At 62.4% G+C, this 15,799-nt stretch carries 14 protein-coding genes; 5 read left to right on the top strand and 9 right to left on the bottom strand.

Going from position 1 to position 15,799, the window contains the following annotated elements; all coding sequences use genetic code 11:
- Positions 1–64: 64 nt before the first annotated feature.
- The 3 genes from VM99_16985 to VM99_16975 all read right to left on the bottom strand — a co-directional run bounded on the left by VM99_16985 (position 65) and on the right by VM99_16975 (position 2,258).
- Positions 65–931 (bottom strand): lipoprotein, encoded by an 867-nt coding sequence (locus VM99_16985; protein AKJ99681.1) that lies wholly within the window; start codon positions 929–931, stop codon positions 65–67.
- Between the two features lie 238 nt (positions 932–1,169).
- Positions 1,170–1,880 (bottom strand): lipoprotein, encoded by a 711-nt coding sequence (locus VM99_16980; protein AKJ99680.1) that lies wholly within the window; start codon positions 1,878–1,880, stop codon positions 1,170–1,172.
- 198 nt (positions 1,881–2,078) lie between these two features.
- A complete protein-coding gene (locus VM99_16975) occupies positions 2,079–2,258 on the bottom strand; it encodes a hypothetical protein (protein AKK01781.1) in 180 nt (59 codons plus the stop codon).
- Between the two features lie 347 nt (positions 2,259–2,605).
- Between VM99_16975 and VM99_16970 the strand changes: the two genes are divergently transcribed.
- Together VM99_16970 and VM99_16965 are read left to right on the top strand one after the other, a co-directional pair.
- Positions 2,606–3,442, top strand: coding sequence for a GntR family transcriptional regulator (locus VM99_16970; GenBank protein ID AKJ99679.1), 837 nt, complete (start codon positions 2,606–2,608; stop codon positions 3,440–3,442).
- A gap of 436 nt (positions 3,443–3,878) precedes the next feature.
- Entirely contained in the window at positions 3,879–5,333 is a 1,455-nt protein-coding gene (locus VM99_16965) for a nitrate reductase (GenBank protein ID AKJ99678.1), read from the top strand.
- Here VM99_16965 and VM99_16960 read toward each other — a convergent pair whose 3' ends face one another.
- Positions 5,334–6,506 (bottom strand): membrane protein, encoded by a 1,173-nt coding sequence (locus VM99_16960; protein AKJ99677.1) that lies wholly within the window; start codon positions 6,504–6,506, stop codon positions 5,334–5,336.
- A 102-nt stretch (positions 6,507–6,608) separates the two neighbouring features.
- Between VM99_16960 and VM99_16955 the strand changes: the two genes are divergently transcribed.
- Entirely contained in the window at positions 6,609–7,502 is an 894-nt protein-coding gene (locus VM99_16955; protein ID AKJ99676.1) for a LysR family transcriptional regulator, read from the top strand.
- Between the two features lie 389 nt (positions 7,503–7,891).
- Here VM99_16955 and VM99_16950 read toward each other — a convergent pair whose 3' ends face one another.
- The 4 genes from VM99_16950 to VM99_16935 all read right to left on the bottom strand — a co-directional run bounded on the left by VM99_16950 (position 7,892) and on the right by VM99_16935 (position 12,430).
- On the bottom strand, positions 7,892–9,280 hold the full coding sequence (locus VM99_16950; GenBank protein AKJ99675.1) for a sodium:solute symporter: 1,389 nt from the start codon (positions 9,278–9,280) through the stop codon (positions 7,892–7,894).
- 197 nt (positions 9,281–9,477) lie between these two features.
- Positions 9,478–10,989, bottom strand: a complete 1,512-nt coding sequence (locus tag VM99_16945) for a nitrate reductase (GenBank protein AKJ99674.1) — start codon at positions 10,987–10,989, stop codon at positions 9,478–9,480.
- Between the two features lie 54 nt (positions 10,990–11,043).
- Complete coding sequence (locus tag VM99_16940) at positions 11,044–11,469, bottom strand: ketosteroid isomerase (GenBank protein AKJ99673.1); 426 nt, start codon at positions 11,467–11,469, stop codon at positions 11,044–11,046.
- A gap of 10 nt (positions 11,470–11,479) precedes the next feature.
- Positions 11,480–12,430 carry an agmatinase gene (locus tag VM99_16935; protein ID AKJ99672.1) on the bottom strand — a complete coding sequence of 317 codons (951 nt, stop codon included), beginning with the start codon at positions 12,428–12,430 and terminating at the stop codon, positions 11,480–11,482.
- A gap of 328 nt (positions 12,431–12,758) precedes the next feature.
- Between VM99_16935 and VM99_16930 the strand changes: the two genes are divergently transcribed.
- Together VM99_16930 and VM99_16925 are read left to right on the top strand one after the other, a co-directional pair.
- Positions 12,759–13,652 (top strand): LysR family transcriptional regulator, encoded by an 894-nt coding sequence (locus VM99_16930; protein ID AKJ99671.1) that lies wholly within the window; start codon positions 12,759–12,761, stop codon positions 13,650–13,652.
- Between the two features lie 9 nt (positions 13,653–13,661).
- Positions 13,662–14,258: a DTW domain-containing protein gene (locus VM99_16925; GenBank protein AKJ99670.1), complete on the top strand. Its 597-nt coding sequence runs from the start codon at positions 13,662–13,664 to the stop codon at positions 14,256–14,258.
- A gap of 132 nt (positions 14,259–14,390) precedes the next feature.
- Here the strand turns inward: VM99_16925 and VM99_16920 are convergent, their stop codons facing one another.
- The gene (locus VM99_16920) at positions 14,391–15,755 is read right to left on the bottom strand and encodes a hemolysin secretion protein D (GenBank protein AKJ99669.1); all 1,365 of its coding nucleotides are present in this window, start codon (positions 15,753–15,755) and stop codon (positions 14,391–14,393) included.
- Positions 15,756–15,799: the final 44 nt, after the last annotated feature.

The following is a 15,799-nucleotide window of genomic DNA, read 5'->3' as shown; positions in this document are numbered from 1 at the left end:
GATCGTTAGCTGGTAGATCGCATTCGCGGGCAAGCCCGTTTCCCACATTGGATTTTTTGTGGTTTCAAGAGCGTGCCGATTTCAGGCATTTCAAGTCGCTGAAGTCCTTCTTTACCCCGTCGATTTTCTTCAGCAAACGCTCGCGCTGGGGCGGGGTGCTTTCGGCCAGCAGGTCGATCAGCAGGCTGCGGGCCTGGGCTTCGGTCTTGCTGAAGGCTTCGCGATAGGCCGGTGTCCAGAGGCTTTCGCGGTTGACCAGCAGTTGCTCGATGCGCTGCGGGAAATCGGGGCTGTGGCGTTGGGCCACGGCTTGGCTGAACTGGTTCTGCCAGTGGGCGCGGTTGGCGATCCATTGTTGGTTCTGGTCGCCGAGGGCAGTGGACCATGCCATCACACGTTGACGCTGAGCCTCGTTGATTGGGCCGAGCCAGTCGTTCAGGCGTTTCTCCATGCGTTTGCTGCGCGCCTGGATTTGCTCCTGCAATGACGGCTTGAGGTATTCCTCCTGGCGCTTGCGCTGGTCCTTGACGAAGGCGGCGTCCATGTCCGCCACTTGTTCGTCGCTAAGCCCCTGGAGCAACTGGATGGCCGACGGGGTGATTTCCCGGGCGGTTTCGGCGATGGCGGCCTTGGCTTCCTGAGTGCGCTGTTGCAGGGCGGTATCGGTCACCTGGTTGGTTTGCACCATGGTCTTGAGGCGGTCCAGCCAGTCGAGGTAGCCCGGTAGCTGCGTGGTGCAGTGCCAGCTCAGGTGTTGCTTGAGGCGTTCGTTGAACCAGTCTTTTTGCTCGCCGTTGATTTCCAGGTAGTCATTGAGGGTCCACGGGATGATCAGGTCGAGGTTGCGGTAGGCCAGGCCTACCCGGCTGCAGGCGGTGAGCGTCAATAGCACGGCGATGAACAGGGCGGTGCGTGTTAACCAGCGCGACATGAGCGAGTCCTTGCGAGGGCGTAGGTGCTTTGTTGGAGCATTGCAGACGCGCGGCAGTTCAGCCGATTAAAAGCGTAACGCCTAGGCTGTGTACGAAATAGTTTGAAACGCAGGTTAGGCAAGGCAAAAACCGGCTTGGAACGACCGGGGTCGCGCTCGACTTGACTGGTTGTCAATGAGCATTCCGAGCCGGTTTTTAACGCCGCATAACCAAGTTTCAAGCTATTTCGTACATAGCCTAGTAAAAAGGGTGGGCCATCTTGAGGGTCAGCAGGCTGTCGCACTGGCTGTTGTGCCCGGAATAGGCCGAGCAGCTGCTGCCGCTGAGGCTCGAGTCGCTGTAGATCAGGTCCAGGTCGAGCCCTTTCCAGGGGCGGGAAATTTTCAGCGACCAGTCACTGAAACTGCTGACATAACCGTTGTCCACCGACACGGGCGTGTTGAGCTGGTGGGTGGTGTACTTGGCGCTGATGCCGATGCCGAAGGGCACGTTGCCGCCAAGGTCGGCAAACAGCGTGCTGTTCAGCTTATCCGGATCGTTGCTCAAGGCGGCACCGAAGCGGCTGCCGAGTACGGTCAGGCCGCCGAAGAATCCCTGGCTGTCGAGGGTATCGGCGGTGGGATAGCTGTAATGGATCAGGCCGACTTCATAGCCCAGTGTCTGGTCGAAGGGGTGTTTAAAGCCCATGTAGGAATCGACTTCAAGGTCCGACGTCAGACCGGCGCTCGGGGACCATTGGCCGGCGTACCAGCCGCTGTCGTGGCTCAGGTCCAGGCCGCCATGGAACGAGCCGGTGCTCGATTGGGTCACCAGGCCCTGGGCCATGCTGCGGGTCGGCGTGGTGCCAAGCTTGAGGTCGAAGTCGCCAAGCTCGCGCTGGAAGACCTGCCCATAGGCCAGGGAACATGTCATCAGGCTGGTCGTCAGCACAGCAACAGGAAAGCGCATGCTTCACTCCGGAATTAGCGAGGAGCAGGAACGGAAACTAAGCTGAAACGCTTGAGCTAGAGAGGTGCAAGGATACCGGCGAATACTCGGCAGCGATGGCCGTTCGTCGATTCGTGGGAAATGCAGGAGGCAGGGAAGGGATTTTCCAGTCCAAGCGCTTCGAAGCTCAAAGCGCTTTGGGACAAGGTGAGGCGCAGGTTACTTCTTGCCCAGGCTGATCTGCTTGGACGGGCCGAACGTCTGGCCGCTGACACCTTTGGCAATTTGCTGGATCTCGCCGCCGGACTTGAGGAACGCCGCGATCTGGTCGTTGATCGACTCGCTGGTTTCAACGGCTGGAGCTGGCTTTGCTTTGCTGTTGGATGCTTTTACGCGCATGACGGCCATTAACCTATAGATCATTAATTGGGCCAGGTATCGTACAGGAAATACTTGACAATAGCTTGGGAAATATCCCCCGCGAGGCGTACTGCCCAAGTGCAAATGGCACCCGGATAATCCAGCCATTGTTGCCCTAACCCTCTGTTTTAAATAACAACGGTGCGGAAAATATAACGCCGCGGGCTGGCGTTCGGCTCCGTCACTGGTCTGACGAATGGCCACTGTTCGAGCGAAAAGCCAGGAAAATCAACGGTTGCGCGGGCCTTCCCGGCAAAGCGCGTGACGGCCACGAACCGCGTCGCAAAACCGGGTAGAATGCCGCCCACGCAATGAGGGTATTGGAAATGGCTTTAATCGGGCGCTACAACAGTCTGCAAGTGGTTAAACACACTAACTTCGGTTTATATCTGGACGGCGGGCCGGACGGCGAAATTCTGCTGCCCAACCGTTATATCCCCAAGGATATTCCCAGCGAAGATGAAGACTGGCTCAATGTTTTTATTTATTTGGACAGCGACGACAAACTGATCGCGACCACGGAAAAGCCCAAAGTCCAGGTCGGTGAGTTCGCCAGCCTGAAAGTGGTTGAAGTCAACAGCATTGGCGTGTTCCTCGACTGGGGCCTGCCCAAGGACTTGCTGCTGCCGTACTCCGAGGAAAAGCGCCAGTTGAGCGCTGGCGATTACTGCGTGGTGCACGTCTACCTGGACAAGCACACCCGCCGCATTACCGCCACCGCTCGCCTGGACCGTTACCTGGACAAGACACCGGCCAACTACACGCCGGGCCAGGAAGTGGATTTGCTGGTGGCCGAGGCCACCGACATGGGGTTCAAGGCGATCATCAACAACAAGCACTGGGGCTTGATCCACAAGAACGAAATCTTCAAGTTCATGCGTGCCGGCAAGCAGGAAAAAGGCTTCATCAAGGAAGTCCGTCCGGACGGCAAGATCAGCTTGAGCCTGCAGCCGGTGGGCCAGGAAGCCGCCACCAGCCTGAACGCCAAGATCCTCGCCAAGTTGCGCGAGAACAACGGCACCCTGGCGGTCAGCGACAAGAGCGATCCGGCGCTGATCAGCAGCCTGTTTGGCGTGAGCAAGGGCAACTTCAAGAAAGCCATTGGCGCGCTGTACAAGAATGGGCAGATTGTCATTCATGCTGATCGCATTGAATTGAGCTGAGCACCCATCACGCTTGCGGCCCTGTGGCACAAAGCATGTGCCTCTGGGCAGCAATCCGTATCTCCGGTGGCGAGGGAGCTTGCTCCCGCTGGGTCGCGAAGCGGCCCCTCGACCATGCCCCTCGGTGTGTCAGTTTTGATTGAGCACACGTGTTTTAGGCCTGCTTCGCAGCCCCGCGGGAGCAAGCTCCCTCACCACGAGATCTTCGCTGTATACAAAAAACTGCACCTTTAGCATGCACTCACGCCCTGTTCGTGGGCGTAGGCACCTGTCTGCGCGGTTGGATTCTTCGCTGTACACCGCGTTTTGTCGCACATCCACTTCCTGTGGCACGCATTCTGCGTAGCGTTTCGTATACAAACCATGCCGGCTCCCGTGCGCAGTATGGTGAGCAGGTTGATGCGGGGGCACGGCGGTACTCAAAAGGAGCCCCGCAATGTCCAAGCAATTGCCCAACGGCTACAGCCCCCGCCTCTACAACGAGGACCTGGGCCCGCTGCCGCAGAAATGGAATTGGTACAACATCTTCGCGTTCTGGATGAGCGATGTGCACAGCGTGGGCGGTTATGTCTTTGCCGCCAGCCTGTTCGCGTTGGGCCTGGCCAGTTGGCAGGTGTTGATTGCCTTGCTGGGCGGGATTTGCATCGTGCAGTTGATCGCCAACCTGGTCGCCAGGCCGAGCCAGCAGGCGGCGGTGCCGTACCCGGTGATCTGTCGGCTGGCGTTCGGGGTCTTCGGGGCGAACATTCCGGCGGTCATCCGCGGTTTGATTGCCGTGGCCTGGTATGGCATCCAGACCTACCTGGCTTCCAGCGCGTTGATCATCGTGGTGCTGCGGTTCTTTCCTTCGATGCAGGCCTACGCCGAGCCGCAGTTTGCCGGCCTGTCCTACCTGGGCTGGTTCGGCTTCCTCGGCCTTTGGTGCGTCCAGGCGTTGGTGTTCTGGACCGGGATGGACTCGATCCGCCGGTTCATCGACTGGGCCGGGCCAGTGGTCTATGCGGTGATGTTCCTGTTGGCCGGCTGGATCGTGTGGAAGGCCGGTTGGAGCAACATCAGCTTCACGCTGGCGGAAAAGTCCTTGTCGGGCTGGCAGGCGGTCGGCCAGGTGATCGTGGCGACGGCGCTGGTGGTGTCGTACTTTTCCGGTCCGACCCTCAATTTTGGCGATTTCAGCCGTTATTGCCGGAGCATGTCTGACGTGCGCCGAGGCAATTTCTGGGGGCTGCCGGTGAATTTCCTGGCGTTCTCCCTGGTCACGGTAGTGATTGTTTCCGGGACCCTGCCCGTGTTCGGCGAAATGCTCCACGACCCGATCGCCACCGTGGCGCGCATCGACAACGATGTGGCTGTGCTGCTGGGGGCCTTTGCCTTCGTCACCGCGACCATCGGCATCAACATCGTCGCCAACTTCGTGTCTCCCGCGTTTGACTTCGCCAACGTCGCGCCGAGCAAGATCAGTTGGCGCGCCGGCGGCATGATTGCCGCCGTGGCCTCGATTTTCATCACGCCGTGGAACCTGTTCAACAACCCGGAGGTGATCCATTACACCCTGGACGTGCTGGCGGCGTTCATTGGCCCGTTGTTCGGGATCCTGCTGGCGGACTACTACCTGATCAAGAAACAGCACATCGATGTGGATGCGCTGTTCAATGACGGGCCAAGCGGGCGTTATTACTACAGCGGCGGCATTAACTGGACGGCGGTCAAGGCCATGATCGCGGCGACGCTAGTGGGGGTGGCGATTACCTTTACGCCGGTGCTGCAACCGATGGCCAACTTTGCCTGGTTCACCGGTTGCCTGCTTGGGGGCGCGCTGTACTTCGCCCTGGCGCGGCGCGAGTCGATCTTGCAGCGCGGTCCCTCGCTCAACCCGGCCGGCCAGGCCTGATCAACGCAGGATGGTGCGAGGGCAGGGGCTCGCCGCAGCCTGGCTGGCGGGCCGCAGCAACAGCCCGCCGGCCAGCACCAGGCCGCTGCCGGCGATGATCAGTGCCGGTTGCAACCCACCGCTGAAATGGCTGCTCAGTGCCGCGAGCAGTGGGCCGCTGAGCTGGCCCACGGCAAAGCAGGCGGTCAGCAACCCGGCGTTGCGCTGGGTGGCGTGGGGAGCCAGTTCCCGCGAGCGCAGCATCACCAGTTGCATACAGGCCAGGAACGGCGCGCCGCAGAGTAGGACCCCCAGTGCCAGCCCCAAGCCGCTGCCCAGCAGGCAGGCGAACACCCCGGCGGCCTGCAGCCAGAGCGTGCCGATCAACCAGCGACCGGTGGTGTTCGGGTCCGGGCGACGCCGGCTGACCAGCAGCACGCCCAGCGCGGCGGCCAGGCCAAAGCTGGGCCAGAACAGGTCAGCCTGCCATTGCCCGTGGAATTGGGCCGAGGCCATTTGCGACAGAAACGTGGCCGGGATGATGTAGCCCACGCCGTAGAGGGCGTACACCACACCAAGGCGGGCAATGCCACGGCTGGGTGAATGGCGGGGCGGCGCTGCGACGGCGGCGGTTGCGGCGGGCTGCGGCAGGATCGGCAGGATTCCGAGCAGCATCGCCAACGCCACGCCGGCGTAGACCAGCCACAGGGTGGCGGAGGCCTGGCCCAGCAGGTTCGAGCCCAGGGCGAGCAAGCCGGTCAGCGCAATCCCCAGGCCTGGGCCGGCAAACACCAGGGCACCGAGGCGAGGGCGTCCGGCCGCCGCGGCCAAGGGCTGGCTCAAGGCCGTGATCATCACCAGCACCCAGGCACTCGCCACGCCCGTGCCGAAACGCAGCGCCAGGTGCGGCCAGAAGCCCCAGGCCCAGAACGATGCCAGGGTCAGCAGCACGCACAGCCACAGGCCGCCGAGCAACCGGCGCCTCACCTGTTCCGCACGACGGGCGAACATCGCATCCAGCGCGCCGAGGAAGTAACCCAGGTAGTTGGCGGCGGCAATCAGACCGGCGGCGGTCAAGTCGACCTGGCCCTCGCCGATGAGATGAGGTAACTGGGGCGTCAGGGCAAAGCGACCAATGCCCATGGCCATCATCAAGGCGATGAAGCTGCCGAGCAGGCGAGTGAGAGGTGACATGTCGTTCTCCAGCGTCGAGGCGAATGACTGTCAGGCTAGAACCGATTGACTTTCATTAAAAATGAATAATAGTGAGTAACTTGTTCTTTTTTGGAGAATGTCGTGGAGTTCAGCCAATTGCGGATTTTCCAGGCCGTGGCCGAGGAAGGATCCATCACCCGGGCGGCCGAACGCTTGCACCGGGTGCCGTCGAACCTCTCGACCCGGCTCAAGCAGCTGGAAGAACAGCTGGGGGTGGATCTTTTCTTGCGCGAGCGTCAGCGCTTGCAGTTGTCACCGGCGGGAAAAGTCCTGCTGGACTATGCGAGCAAGCTTTTTGCCCTGCACGACGAAGCCCACGCGGCGGTGCAGGGTGGGCAACCGGCCGGGGATTTTGTGTTGGGCACGATGTACAGCACCGCGGCGATTCACTTGCCGGACCTTCTGGCCGCTTATCACCGTACTTACCCGGCGGTGAACCTGCAGGTGCAGTCCGGGCCCAGCGGCGAACTGCTCGAAGGCTTGCTCACCGGGCGCCTTGATGCCGCGCTGGTGGATGGCCCGCTGGAGCTGGCGGGGCTGGACGGCGTGCCGCTGTGCGACGAGCGGCTGGTGGTGATCACCGAAGCCGATCACCCGCCGGTGCGCAGTGCGCTGGATGTCCAGGGGCGCTCGGTGTTCACGTTTCGCCGGGGCTGTTCGTACCGCATGCGCCTGGAAGCCTGGTTTGCCCATGACCACGCGACCATGGGCCGGGCGATGGAGATCGAGTCTTACCAGGGGATGCTGGCGTGTGTGATCGCTGGCTCCGGGGTGGCGTTGTTGTCCGAGTCGATGCTGGCCAGCATGCCGGGCCGCGAGCGGGTGACGGTGCACCCCTTGGCCGAGCCGTTTGCCAGCGCCACGACCTGGCTGATGTGGCGTAAGGGCATGGTGGGCGCCAACCTGAATGCCTGGATTGAATTGCAACAACAGGCCTGGCCGCGCGTGCCTGCGGTGACGGCTCGATCGGCTTGAACTCCGGGCGTGGGATTTGGATCAATTCAGTAACAGATCATTGCAAACTGAGACGAGCATTGCGTAACACATCGGACTATTATCAGAGCGAAGGGGCCATAGCATTCTGCCGCTCGTATTACCCTGAGGGGGCACCACGATGAAAGAGAAAATCCAGAACTGGCTTCACGACCTGGGTGTTGCGCTTGGCTTGATCGAACCGCCGATGCAGCCGGTCCCGATCCGTACCGATGACGAGCAACGCCGCCGCCAGCCGCGCCGCCGCTGATTAGCTGTCAGGTCGGTTTTTGTGGGAGCGAGCCTGCTCGCGAATGCGTTGTATCAGCGTAAGTGGTGGCTGATACGTCGCCATCGCGAGCAGGCTCGCTCCCACAGTCGTTTACCGATTATCAGACCATCTTCGCCACCGCATTCGCTCGTGGCGACAACAGGCTTACCACCACAAAACTCACCAGCGCCACGCTCAGGCTGTAGTAGATCGGCGTGTTGGCGTCCAGGCCGTCCTTGACCATGAAGAACAACGCCGTCAGGAAGCCCAGCGACATGCTGCTGATCGCGCCGGCGGTGGTGGCGCGTTTCCAGTAGATGGCGCCAATCAACGGGATCAGCATGCCGCCCACCAACAGGTTATAGGCCAGGGTCAGGGCGCTGATGACGTCACTGACCACCAGGGCGATAACCAACACCAATGCCCCCATCAGCAGGGTGGCGATGCGGTTCTCGTGGACATCGCCGCTGCCGCCTTCACGGCCTTGGCGCAAACGTGGCAACAGGTCCTGCACCACCGTGGTGGACGCCGCGAGCAGGCCAGCTGCGGCGGTGGACATCAAGGCCGCCAGGGCAGCGGCGACCACCAGCCCGCGAATCCCGTTGGGCAGGCTGGTCTGGACCACGCTGGCAAAGGCGTTGTTGACGTTGGCAAGGTCCGGCAGCAACACCTTGGCGGCCATGCCGATCAATGCCCCGGCCAGGCCATAGAGCACGCAATACAGACCGGCGGCGGTGCCGGCCACTTTCGCCACGCCTTCGCTGCGAGCGGTGAACACCCGCTGCCAGATGTCCTGGCCGATGAAAATCCCGAAGAAGTAGATCAGGAAGTAGGTAAGGATGGTGTCCCAGCCAATGGCGGTGAAATCGAAGTAACTGGCCGGCAGTTTCGCCACCATCGCATCCCAACCGCCGGCGTCGACGATGGACATCGGCATCAGCAGGAACACCAGGCCGATGGTCATGATCAGAAACTGCACGATGTCGGTGAGGGTCAGCGACCACATGCCGCCGATGGTGGAGTACAGCACCACCACGCCACCGCCCACCAGGATCGAGACCCAGAAGGGCAGGCCGAACAGCACTTGCATCACCGTGCCGATGGCGATGGTCGAGGTGGCGCCGATCATCAACGCATACACCAGCATGATCAGCGCACTGGCGTGACGCGCGGCCGGGTTGTAGCGGCGCTCCAGCACCTGGGTCACGGTGTAGATCTTGAGTTTGAGCAGCGGCTTGGCCAGAAACAGGCTCAGGCCGACGATGCCCAGGCCGATGGCGCCGCACAGCCAGAAGCCGGAAATCCCATGGACATAGCCCAGGCGCACGATGCCGATGGTGGACGCGCCGCCCAGGACCGTCGCGGCCATGGTGCCCAGGTAGAAGCCCGGGCCGAGGTTGCGTCCGGCGACCAGGTAGTCGTCGCGGGTCTTGGCGCGACGCATGCCATACCAGCCCAGGGCGATCATGCCCGTGGCGTAGAGAAGAACGACGATTAAGTCCAAAGCCATGGTGGCGAGTCTCCGATTGTCTTTTTTGTGTGAGGCGAGGCGAGGCTGCTATCCATGACATCCCAGCCTCTATGCGAACGCGCTTTTGTGGCGAGGGAGCTTGCTCCCGCTCGACTGCGCAGCAGTCGTCATCAAGGGGCCGCTGCGCGACCCTGCGGGAGCAAGCTCCCTCGCCACAGGGATTTCGTTGTCTCGGATCAGGCGGTTTGCCTGAGGGCTGATGGATCGATGGGCACCGAAGCGTCTTTGCTACGCGGATCCTGCGGCCCATACACCGCCGCCGGCTCGGCGAACAGCCCAAGCAACACCAGGTACACCACCGACGCCAGGCCCAGGGTCACCGGCAGGCTGATGTCGATGCCACCGGCCAGTTCACCCAACGGGCCGACGAACTGCCCCGGCAGGTTGACGAAGCACAGCCCGACCAGTGCGCTGGGGATCCACGCTCCCAGGCCGCGCCAGTTCCAGCCATGGTTGAACCAGTAGCGTCCGCCGGTTTCGCCTCGGGTGAACACTTGCAGGTCGTCCGGGCAGTAGAAACCGCGTCGCACCAGCAGGCCGATGATCATGATCACCATCCACGGGGTGGTGCAGGTGATGATCAGCACGGCGAAGGTCGACACGCTCTGCACCAGGTTCGCGGCGAAGCGCCCGATGAAGATGAAGGCAATCGACAGCAGGCCGATCAGCAACGTCGCCTTGACCCGCGACAACAGCCGTGGGAACACGCTGGACATGTCCAGCCCGGTGCCATACAGCGACGTGGTGCCGGTGGACATGCCGCCAATCACCGCGATCAGGCACACTGGCAGGAAGAACCAGCTCGGCGACACCGCCAGCAGCCCGCCCACGTAGTTGTTCGCCGCGATGTAGTCCGGGGCCTTGATCGCCACGATGGTGGCGGTGGCGAGGCCGAACAGGAACGGGATCAGGGTGGCCAGTTGTGCGGCGATCACCGCCAGCATGATGCGCCGCTTGGAGGTGTGGCGCGGGATGTAGCGCGACCAGTCACCGAGGAACGCGCCGAAGGAAATCGGGTTGCTCATGGCCACCAGCGCCGCGCCGATGAACGCCGCCCAGAAGCCCGGTTGACCAAACCCGACGGTGCCGGCGAACTGGCTGTCGAAGCTCGGCGCGAACGCCACGATGCCCAGCAGGAACAGCAAGCTGGCGGCCCACACGGCCACACGGTTGACCCACAGCATGAAGCGAAAGCCGTAGATGCACACCGTCAACACCAGCAGGGCGAACAGGCCGTAGGCCAGGCCCAGGCTCAGGTCGGTTTCCGGGACGCCGACCAGCCGCTTGGCGCCGCCGATCAACGCATCTCCGGAGCTCCACACCGACAACGAGAAGAACGCGATGGCGGTCAGCAGCGACAGGAACGAACCGACGATCCGACCATGCACACCGAAGTGCGCACCGGAGGACACCGCGTTGTTGGTGCCGTTGAGCGGGCCGAACAGGCCCATGGGGGCGAGGATGATCGAACCCACCAACACCCCCAGGACGATCGCCCAGGCCCCGGCCTGGAACGACAGGCCGAACAGCACCGGGAAACTGCCCAGCACGGCGGTGGCGAAGGTGTTGGCGCCGCCGAAGATCAGGCGAAACAGATCGCCCGGGCCGGCGGTGCGTTCGTGGTCCGGGATCTGTTCGACCCCGTTGGTTTCGATTTGCGTAAGGCTGTTTTCATTATTGTTATGCATGATCTGCTCCGATCATCGAGGCGCGTTCATCGAAGGTGGACGTCGCCTGTTTGGCTAAGGGGGTGGCAGCCCTTCCGGCATGGCGGACAAATGTTCATGGCAGGCCAGCCAAAGGCCCTGTTGTTCTTGTGTGCGTCCTTCCTGCTTGCGGAACAGGATGGTTTCGCGCTCCTGGCTAAAGTGTCGCTCCCCTTGCAAGCGCAGCTCGGTGGCCACGTCATGGATGAAAACCGCCACGTCACCTTGCAGGCTGACGAAGGCGTTGCTCGAGGTGCACGCCAGCACCTCGAAGCCATCCTCGGACCGCCAGCGATCCCACAACGCCTGGTAGGCATCGCGTGACAGCAACGGCTGTTCGAGGGTGTGGAACACGAAACTCGCATCGGCGGTGAACGCGCCGAAGTAAGCCTCGCGGTCGTTGCTGGCGAAGGCCGCCACCAGTTCGGCGGCGGCCAGCAGGACTTGCTCGCGTTCGTTCATGGCGCGCCCCTCAGCGATGAGCCACGCCAGGCAGTACGCAGAGCATCTCGTACAGCAGGTTGGCGCCCAGCAGCGAGGTATTGCCGGTGGTGTCGTACGGCGGCGAGACTTCTACCAGATCGCAACCGACCAGGTCGAGGCCCTGGCAGCCGCGCACGATTTCGATCGCCTGGATGGTGGTCAGACCGCCGATTTCCGGGGTGCCGGTGCCTGGGGCCCAGGCCGGGTCGATGCCGTCGATGTCAAAGCTCAGGTACACCGGGCCGCCCCCGACCTTCTCCCGGACTTCAGCCATCAGCGGCGCCAGGGAATGGTGCCAGCACTCTTCGGCCTGGACCACGCGAAAGCCCTGGCGGCGGCTCCAGTTGAAGTCATCGGCGGTATAGCCCTGGGCGCGCAGGCCGATCTGCACCACGCGATCGCAATCGAGCAGGCCCTCTTCCACGGCCCGGCGGAACGTGGTGCCGTGGGCGATCTTCTCGCCGAACATGTGGTCGTTCACGTCGGCGTGGGCGTCGATGTGCACCAGGCCGACCTTTCCGTGTTTCTTGTGGATGGCCCGCAGGATCGGCAGCGTGATGGTGTGGTCGCCGCCCAGGGTCAGGGGGATGACGTCGTGTTCGAGGATGGTGTGGTACGACTCTTCGATGATCCGTACCGCGTCCAGCAGGTTGAAGGTGTTGATTGCCACGTCGCCGATGTCGGCGACCGACAGCGAGTCGAAGGGCGCAGCGCCGGTGGCCATGTTGTAGGGGCGGATCATCACCGATTCGGCGCGGATCTCGCGGGGCCCGAAACGGGTGCCGGCGCGCAGGGAGGTGCCGATGTCCAGCGGCACGCCGACGAAGGCAGCGTCCAGGCCGGCGGCGGTGGGCACGTGGGGAAGGCGCATCATGGTGGCGATGCCGCCGAAGCGCGGCATTTCGTTGCCGCCCAGTGGCTGGTGAAGAATCTTGTCCACGGGTAGGGCCTCATCGTTGTTTTATTTATCAGGGGCCGATTCTGCGAAAAGCCGTGGCGCTGAAAAATCGCTGGGGGCAAATACTTAGTTCAGATTTTTCTAAACTAATGTGGGGTAGGGCGATAGACTCCGCGTCAGCACGGTCCCCCTGTTTGGATGGGTGTGGTTCTGTGGCGAGGGGATTTATCCCCGCTGGGGCGCGAAGCGGCCCTAAAACCTGAAAGCTCGGTGTGTCAGGAAAATGGTATTGGGGCTGCTTCGCAGCCCAGCGGGGATAAATCCCCTCGCCACACAGTCTTGCAGTGATACGCCGGTACGGAGAAACCCAATGGCCAACGCTCTACCCGACCTGAAACTGCTGCGTATTTTCGTCAGCGTGGTCCGGCACCAGGGGTTTGCCAACGCCCAGCACGAACTCAACCTTTCGACATCGGCCATCAGCACTTACATGAGCCAGCTCGAATCGGCCCTGGGCCTGGTGCTGTGTCATCGCGGGCGGGGTGGGTTCAGCCTGACCAGCAAGGGCGAATTGTTCCACCAGGAAACCCTGCGCCTGCTGGGTGAGCTCGAAGGGTTCGAACAGTATGCGGCGGCCCTCAAGGGGGAGCTGCGCGGCACGCTGAACCTGGGCGTGATCGACTCCACCGTCAGCGACAAGGCCTTGCCATTCGCCGAGGCCATCGGTGCCTACAGCCAGGAGCATCCGGCGGTGCACCTGCACCTGTCCGTCCTGAGCCCTTATGAACTGCAGCTCGGTGTGCAGGACAACCGCCTGGACCTGGCCATCGGCGCGTTTTCCACGCGCATGAGCGGGCTGGTCTACATGCCGCTGTACCGCGAGCAGCATTGGTTGTATTGCAGCAATCGCCACCCGTTGTTCCACGAGCGGCGCATCCCCGAACCAGTCATTACCCAGCAGCGTATGGTCGGACGCGGGTATTGGAGCCAGGCCGAACTGGCCCGCCATGGTTTCAAGCACAGCGCGGCGACGGTGGAGAGCATGGAGGCGCAGTTGATCCTGGTGTTGTCCGGTGCCTATGTCGGTTACTTGCCCGAGCATTACGCCCAGGCCTGGGTCGACAAGGGCGATTTGCGGGTGCTGCTGCCGGCCACCTTTGGCTACCAGGCGCCGTTTTCGATGATCGTGCGCCGTGGCCGCAGCCGCGAACCTTTGATCCAGACCTTCCGCGACCTGCTCAAGGCGCAGCTCAACCAGGCCTGAGGTGCCGCCATGTCCCGAATCCATTGCCCGCGTTGCCACCGGCCACAAAGCCATTGCCTGTGCCCGCTGATTCCCAGCCTCGACAGCCGTACCCGGGTGTTGCTGCTGCAGCATCCCAGCGAAGTCAATCACGCCTTGAACACCGCCCGGCTGGCGGCCCTGGGGTTGAACAATGCCGAGCTGATCGTGGGCGAAGTGTTCGAAGACTTGCCGCAATTGCTCCACCGGCCGGGGTATCAGGCACGCCTGCTGTTTCCCGGCGAGGTCGCGCAACCGTTGCAGGCTTATGCAGCGTCCGACGATCCACTGCTGTTGGTGGTGCCGGACGGTACCTGGCGCAAGGCGCGCAAGTTGCTGCACCTCAATCCATTGCTGGCGGCACTGCCGAGGGTGACGCTGGCTGACGGCGGGGTGTCCCGCTATCGCTTGCGCAAGGCACCGGGGCCAGGGGCGCTGTCGACGGTGGAGGCGATTGTCCAGGCATTGCAGGTACTGGAGGCACCGACGAGTTTCGAGCCGTTGCTGAAGCCGTTCGAGGCGTTGATCGAAGGGCAGATTGCGGCGATGGGGGAGCAGACGTTTCGGCGCAACCATGCTGAAAAATAGTGCGTGTTCCTGCCGCCCCCTTCGCGGGCAAGCCCGCTCCCACAGAGGCTCTGAGGCGCATCATCCATCCAATGTGGGAGCGGGCTTGCCCGCGAAGGGGCCCGAATGGCCACAGATAGTCCCAGCCAGAGACTACCGCTCGCGCATCGCCTCGGTCCGCGCCTTCAGCACCGGTTTGAGCAAGTAGTCCAGCACGCTTTTCTCTCCGGTGATGATGTCCACGGTCGCCACCATCCCCGGGATGATCAGCAGCGGCTTCACGTCGCCCCCCAAGTGGTTTTTGTCGGTGCGGACCTGGATCAGGTAGAAGCTGTTGCCCTTGTCGTCGGTGATGGTGTCGGCGCCGATCAGTTCGAGGCGGGCGCTCAGTCCGCCGTAGATGGTGTAGTCGTAGGCGCTGAACTTGACCATGGCTTTCTGGCCCGGATGCAGGAATGCCACGTCCTGCGGACGGACCTTGGCTTCGATCAGCAGGTTGTCTTCCAAGGGCACGATTTCCACCATGTCGCTGCCCGGCTGCACCACGCCGCCGATGGTGTTGACCTTCAATTGCTTGATCACCCCGTGCACCGGCGAGACCACGGTGGTGCGGGACACGCGGTCGTCGATGGCGATGCTCGAGGCGGTGATTTTCGACAGCTCGGTGCGTTTTTCGTTGAGGTCCTTGGCCGCGTCTGAGCGGAAGGTCTGTTCCGATTCGTCGATCTTGCTCTTGATCTCATTGATCGCCGATTCGGCCCGGGGAATGGCCAGGGTGGTGGCGTTGAGCGAGCCGCGGATTTCCACCGCGTTGCGTTTGAGCCGCAGGATCTCCACCGGCGACACGGCCCCGGTCTTCACCAAGGGCGCGGACATGTTCATTTCTTCTTGCAGCAAGGCCAGGGCAGAGCTGAACTGGCTTTGCTTGGAGCGAAACTCCGCCAGTTCCTGGGTCTTCTGCCGCAGTTGTTCGGTCAGGGTCCGTTTTTCGCTGGCCAGGCGCCGTTGCCGTTGTTCGTACAGCGCGCGTTCGTCCTCGGCCACTTGCGGGGCCTTGCTGGCCACCTCGGCCGACAGCGTGAAGGGGCGCCCCTCGGCCTCGGCCGAGAGCCGTTCGACCTGGGCGGTCAAGGCGTAGCGGTCGGCTTCGCTTTCGCCCTTGTTCGACAGGAACCGCGTGTCATCCAGGCGCAACAGGGTGTCACCCTTGTTCACCATCTGGCCTTCGCGCACGAAAATCTCGGTGACGATGCCGCCTTCCAGGTTCTGGATCACCTGCACTTTGCTCGACGGAATCGCCTTGCCTTCGCCGGTGGTGACTTCCTGCAAGACCGCCAGCTTCGCCCAGACCAACCCGGTGATGATCAGCCCGGCGGCCAGCCACACGGTGACCCGCGATCGCCGAGGCGAATCCTGCAACGCCGCGCTGGCGGTTTCCGCCATGAACTCGCTTTCGGCGCTTTTGTTGAAACTGCCGAAGTAGCTTCGGGCAGTTGGATCGGGTGTTTGGGCAGACATGGGGATACCCGTTGGTTAAGTGAAATAAAGCCAAGTGACGCTTT

This window comes from Pseudomonas chlororaphis (assembly GCA_001023535.1).
Taxonomy (GTDB): Bacteria; Pseudomonadota; Gammaproteobacteria; order Pseudomonadales; family Pseudomonadaceae; genus Aquipseudomonas; species Aquipseudomonas chlororaphis_E.
Note: the sequence above shows the minus strand (reverse complement) of the source record. Positions and strands in the feature narration are given on the sequence as shown.